Origin of the sequence: Zhongshania sp., from assembly GCF_047636175.1 — a bacterium.
GTDB lineage: Bacteria > Pseudomonadota > Gammaproteobacteria > Pseudomonadales > Spongiibacteraceae > Spongiibacter.
Window position 1 is genome coordinate 25,004 of the sequence record NZ_JBLIKC010000033.1, and the last position, 6,000, is coordinate 31,003.

Here is a 6,000-nt window from a genome sequence, read left to right on the forward strand (position 1 = left end):
AGGTCGCGAAAGCGGCCTTTTTTGGGTTTGGCTGTTGCCGACTTGTCATAAAAGCATCCTCATTTTGTCACCTTCCATGTATAGCATTCTCCGTGCTGAAAGGCACTGCGGGCTTGGTCATTTGACTATTGGCTTTCGAATATATAATGAGCTAGAAGGGTTGTGATATGAATAGTTATATTAAGCAGCATGGCACCTACTCCAACTTGCATCAAGAGCGGGCTAGAGCTGAAATTTCTCGTCAGGTCGATGACTTTTTACGTAGAGGGGGCAAAATAGAGCAGTTAAACAATCCCCAGTTTCAACCGCACCGCACGGTTCGTATTACGAATGCGGTGATTACGGAAGCCTTATAAGAAATTACGTGCGGTATACCATTGCTTAATAAAGGCGTGCCGCGTTATTACCGGAATCTTATTGTAAAATCATGATCGCGTATTTATCGCCATAATTAACGGCGTAATAGACTTTAATAGCAATCGTGCAAAGCGAGACTTGATTTGCTTGGTTATTCGCTTGAGCGCTATGACGTGCCCTGAGTCCTGGTCTTACTGAATGACTTCGAGGGTGTAGTGGATTTTTTCGCGCTGAATAGTAATGTCGACATTTTTGAGTTTACTGGTGATCAAGCTATTGAGCGGCCGATCTTGAATGGCGGCTTGCAGTGATTCGGGAGTGAATACACAGCGAACCTCTAGGCTGCTGGGGAAGCGCTGATAGTCCACGGTATGTGTTAACCACAGAAAGCCCTGGGTGTGACTCAGGGCATATTCACAGATTTCGGTAAGCTCTGCGCGGATTGTATTGTCTAACTTTTTGTCGGTTTTTCGCATATTAGCTTTCAATGAGTATTATATAAATAAGTCAGTGTACTACGTGTGGGGTAGACCTGCGGCAATGTGTTTAGTCGTTCATAGTTATATTGTTGTCCCCGTGGATGATCGTGGCAATATTATCGTTCTGATAGAACACCGTCGACTACGTTTGATGTGGCGCACATTAGAAATTATTGAAATACTAAATTAGGCGGGATTTTATACATGAATATTCACGGGAAAATTAATTATATTAAATTATCTGCTGCCGGTATTGGGCGTTGAAAGACTTTTTCAGAAAGACCTTTGACGGTCGTTTACTGATTATGGGCCAGATTACACGGCGTTTGCCAACGAGGGGGTAGACGGTGGCTTTTATCGGGCAGAGATTTCTGTCAGTGTGGCTAGGGGCTCGCGCACTAACTGTATTTTATAGTGAGTCCCTAGAGGAAAATCGAAGCAGGGTAATATAGTCTGGCGGCGCAATCACCAAGGAAATATTTGATTTCCCCGGTGGTCGCCGCTTCCATTCTACCGATCCCAACGGCAACGAATTTGCCGTGTGGTCAGCGCCTCTAAAAGCATAGACCCTGCCAGAGAGTATTGACTTTTAGGCTTTTTCTGTCGACGGTATTTCGGGTATTGCCTGATTACCATCACCGTAGTGTTCATCTGCCCACTCAGGGTGCTTGTAGAGTATGCGCAAATCCTTAAAGCGCCATACATCTTGCGCAAGCTCTACCCAGCCGTGTACTTGCAAGTAAAAGGGGTTGTAGGGTTTTACTGGCATGTGGTTGACGCCATATTTAATTTCGCCAGCGGTGTCTTCGTCTTGAAAGGTGCCAAATAGCTTGTCCCAAAAAATAAAGATACCGCCAAAGTTGCGATCAATTTGAGCTGGGTTGCTACCGTGGTGAACCCGGTGATGAGATGGTGTGTTCATCACTTTTTCTAATACACCCAGTTTGCGAATCTGCTCGGTGTGCAAAAAGAATTGGTAAACCAGATTGCCTTCAATGGCTAAAAGCACCCAGTTTTTGTCGAAGCCCACCAAGGCGGCGGGTATCCACCACAGTACCCAGCTACCGGAAAAAGCAAAGGTAAAGTTCTGACGTAAGGCCGTAGAAAAGTTCATGTGTTCTGATGAATGGTGGGTGATGTGCCCGCTCCAGAACCAGCGCACTTTATGCATCATGTAATGATTTAGGTAAAAGCAAAAATCGATGAACACGATCAAGGCGATAACGCTGATTACCGAGGCGCTGGGATTCCACTGCAAGCCGTATTGGTAGACCCACAGGTAAAACGCCTGGATAAAAAGGGCAACGGCGATGCCATCAACAATTTTGTATGAAAATCCGGCGGCTAGATTCGCCACAGTTTCGCGAGGATGATAGACACCGGCTTTACCGGCGCGGCGAACATAGAGGTACTCGGCGGCAATTACAGCGAGGAATACCATGCCGAAGACGGTAACAAAAAATAGAGCATGAAGAACGTCTTGCACGAGCAGACCTCACTGTATGTTTAGTAACGCATAGTACTTTATCTAACTTTATATTGATGATATTGACTATACCAGACATATTTTTGACATTTCCCGCCATCATTGTGATGATGGGGCAAGCTTAATGTAAGGAATATTGATGCTCGCGCAATTACAGCTTAGTGGCGATCTGGCAGAGTTGCTTAGAGATTTTCTAGAGCAGCAGGGTGACGTCGACTGTGACCTCTATACTGGTTTGCAGTCTTTTAGTCTCAGTAGTCGCATGAGCTTTGCTCAGTGGTGGACGCTGCTGGATAAAATGCAGGCGAGATTTCCCGCGCGCAGTATTGGTCTAGCGCTTGGTCAGAGCGTGCGTTCTAAGCATTTGGGAGTGTTGGGCTATCTGACGCTGGCAAGTGATACCTTGGCTGAAGCGCTAACAGCATTTCAGCGCTATCAACGCTTACTTCATGACGGCGATAAAGCGGCTATAAGTATACAAAATAATGTGGTGGTGATGAGTTGGACTAGCGATTTTGGGCCATCTACACCGCTGTCAGACGAAGTGCTACTGGCTGGATTATTGTCTTTTATCCGCCAGATAACGGCTAAACCAGATCTGGCGCCGCTGCAGATTGATTTAACTTATGCTGCGCCGGTGTTTAGCGACGAGTATCGCCAGGTTTTTAACGCGCCAGTGGTTTTTTCGCAAGCTGCGACCGCAATACATTTTCCGCTGGCTTATCTTAGCCTGCCAGTCAGTAATAGCGACGCGGGTTTGCGTCATATACTGGAACGGCAGGCTCAGGCCGCCTTGGCAGTGCTTCCTGATAACGAAGGGTTTACCCAGCTACTGCGCGGTGTCTTACTTAGAGCCCTGCAAAATGGACGCGCCGGATCAGCTGACGTGGCGGCAACGTTGAATATGTCGGAGCGAACCTTATTTCGACGTTTGAATGAGCAGGGCTTGAGTTTTAAGATGGTGCTTTCACAGCTGCGAGTGCAGCTCGCGCGTGAATATCTTGCTGACACCCGACTTAGCCAAAGTGAAATTGCGCTATTGCTAGGGTATTCAGAACAAAGTGCTTTTAATCGTGCTTTCAAACGTGAGACCGGACTAACGCCCAGGCAATGCCAGCGGCGGCGATCATAGTGAGAGGCTAAGTTTCTTCGAACTAGATTGGGTTTCGACGGCAAATATAGGGGTTATTCGTAATAGTGGTTTGCCACTGGCAAGCTTATTATTTGTCCGGTAGCTAAAGCTATTGGGATTTCTCTCCCGAAATACGCAAGGGAAGCTCGAGTGGCAAAAAAGAAAAATAACAGCGGTGTATCAGCTGCTCATCCTCGACCGGCTAAACGCAGTGGGGTTAACGCGGCCCAGGTATTGTCAGCCAGCGCCCAAGGTTTATTTCAGCAAGCACTGCAATATCATAAAGCGGCGCAGTGGCATTTGGCCGCGCCGCTTTATGAACGGGTGTTGGCGCAGTTTCCAAAACACCCAGACTCTCTGCACTTGTTGGGTTTAGTTGCCCAGGCTCTCAATAAATCAGATCAAGCGGCTGCCCTTATCAGCCAGGCCCTCGGCTTAAATCCTAAGATTGCGGCATATCATTTTAATTACGGGGTGGTGTTGCAGAGTCAGGGGAATGACCTCGCGGCCATCGCGGCCTACCGGCAGGCGATTCGCTTAAAATCCGATTACCAGCAGGCCTATGAAAACCTGGGTGTTGCTCTGCAAGATAGCGGCAGCGATGACGCGGCGCTGCAAGCCTATGAGCAGGCGCTGGAGCATAATCCGCTGTCACTAATCGCCTTGAAAAACTTAGGGACTCTGCATTTTAAAGCCGGACATACTAGCTTGTCTGTGCGATGTTTTGAGCAGGCTTTGGATATTGCACCTGCGGATGCAGAGTTGCGGCTTAAACGGTCTGGGAGTTTACTGCGGTCGGGACAATGGCAGCGTGCTTGGCGAGAGTATCGCTGGCGATTTAGTGCGAAGTCATTCCTAGCAAGTAATCCGCCGCGCTCAACGGGCTTGCCGCACACCGAGACCGAGTATATTGCTAGGCGTCGGCTGCTTATTTCTAGCGAACAGGGCTTGGGCGACGAAATTATGTTTGCCTCGTGTTTTGACGACGTTATTGCTAGCGCCGAACATTGTGTATTGGAATGTGATCCGCGATTAGTGGCGCTATATACACGGTCATTCCCGGCCGCCGAGGTGCGTGTAAAACACAGTGTTAATCCCCTTGGTTTAGACAGTTTTGTGCCTGCCGGCGATCTGCCTATGCACTTTCGCCAGCAGGATAATGACTTTGGCGGGCGGCCCTATTTAAAAGTCGCCGCGGATAAACAGGCCCACTGGCAGGCTAAACTTCACCAGCTGGGCAGTAAGTTAAAAGTCGGTATCTGCTGGCGTGGCGGTACTGAAGCACGGGTGATGAAAGAACGCAGTATCGCCTTAAAATCTTGGCGGCCATTACTTGCCACTACTGATGTGAGCTTTGTTAATCTGCAATATCGCTGTGAATCAACCGAGATCGATCAGCTTGGCGATAAGGTTCACACCTTTAGCGACTTAGATGTGTTCAACGATATTGATGGTTTGGCGGCATTAATGGCCAATTTAGATTTAGTGATCTCGGTTGATAATACCACCGTGCATCTGGCGGGGGCGTTGGGAGTGCCAGTGTGGGTGCTGCTGCCACGGGGTCCAGACCGGCGCTGGACGGACGATCGTGATGACAGCCCTTGGTATTCATCTGCGCGTTTATTTCGCAACAGTGACGGTAAAGACGGCTGGCGTGACGTGATGGCCAAGCTTGTGGTGGAGCTGAGCAGTTTCAAACCTGCCAGACCTGCCGAACCTACAATTAGTGATACCGGTAATATCCCTGAGCCCATTCTCCTTAGCACTGCGGAAGCCAAAACCTGTGTATTTTTGAACGACACCTCGAACTGGTATCACTGGGGATGTAGCGCTACCAGTTTAAGTATTCACCGCGCTGTGCGTGGGCAAGGCTATGATGTGCAAGCGCTGCCAATTGCCTTGACCCAGAACTTGGCAGCTCTGCCTACCAGCCCGGAGGAATTTGATAGCGATGAGGTCTACGCTGCTTTTGTCTCAAAAAATACTAGTTTAGTTAGTCAGTTGATTACGGCTGACATCGTAGTGATAAATGGCGAGGGCAGCTTACACGGCGGCGGAATAGTGCCGGTAGGGCTTTTGTATATCGCTTTTGTCGCCAAAACCCGCTTGGCAAAAACAGTGCAAATTATAAATCACTCCTGTTATCCGCAAGGTGCCGACACCAGCAGCGATGGCCCCTTGAATCGACTTTACCAAAGGGTGTATCAGCAGCTCGACTTTATTGCAGTGCGCGAGCCGGTGAGCTTGCGTTTGCTGCAGTCTTTACATATTCCCTGTGTACAAAGCTTCGACTGCTTACCCCTTTTTATTGATAGCCTGCCGGCACTACAGATCAAGCGCATTAGTGATAAACCGTATATTGTCTTGACCGGATCGGTTGCATGGGGAGAAACCATCGCGGAGCCGCTGTCGCAATTCTTACAGCAGCGGCTGGCCAGCGGATATAGTATTAAATTATTGATCGGCGCCAGTGCATTTTTGGCGGCCGATGATGTTGTTTTTGTGCAGTGGATGCAGCGCAAAGCGGCTGGCCAGTTTGAGCTGTG

Annotated in this window: 5 protein-coding genes; 3 read left to right on the top strand and 2 right to left on the bottom strand. The window is 48.7% G+C overall.

The genetic code is table 11. From position 1 onward, the window contains the following. Positions 1-167 precede the first annotated feature (167 nt). A complete protein-coding gene (locus tag ACI955_RS15775; RefSeq protein ID WP_415244701.1) occupies positions 168-356 on the top strand; it encodes a hypothetical protein in 189 nt (62 codons plus the stop codon). A gap of 192 nt (positions 357-548) precedes the next feature. On the opposite strand, the gene ACI955_RS15780 is transcribed toward ACI955_RS15775, so the two are convergent. Both ACI955_RS15780 and ACI955_RS15785 read right to left on the bottom strand, forming a co-directional pair. Beyond that, on the bottom strand, positions 549-833 hold the full coding sequence (locus ACI955_RS15780; protein ID WP_415244702.1) for a hypothetical protein: 285 nt from the start codon (positions 831-833) through the stop codon (positions 549-551). Positions 834-1,425: 592 nt separating this feature from the next. Beyond that, entirely contained in the window at positions 1,426-2,322 is an 897-nt protein-coding gene (locus ACI955_RS15785; protein ID WP_415244703.1) for a sterol desaturase family protein, read from the bottom strand. Between the two features lie 139 nt (positions 2,323-2,461). Between ACI955_RS15785 and ACI955_RS15790 the strand changes: the two genes are divergently transcribed. Both ACI955_RS15790 and ACI955_RS15795 read left to right on the top strand, forming a co-directional pair. Next, the gene (locus tag ACI955_RS15790) at positions 2,462-3,454 is read left to right on the top strand and encodes an AraC family transcriptional regulator ligand-binding domain-containing protein (RefSeq protein WP_415244704.1); all 993 of its coding nucleotides are present in this window, start codon (positions 2,462-2,464) and stop codon (positions 3,452-3,454) included. Between the two features lie 150 nt (positions 3,455-3,604). Next, on the top strand, positions 3,605-6,000 hold a 2,396-nt coding region (locus ACI955_RS15795), incomplete at its 3' end, for a tetratricopeptide repeat protein (protein WP_415244705.1).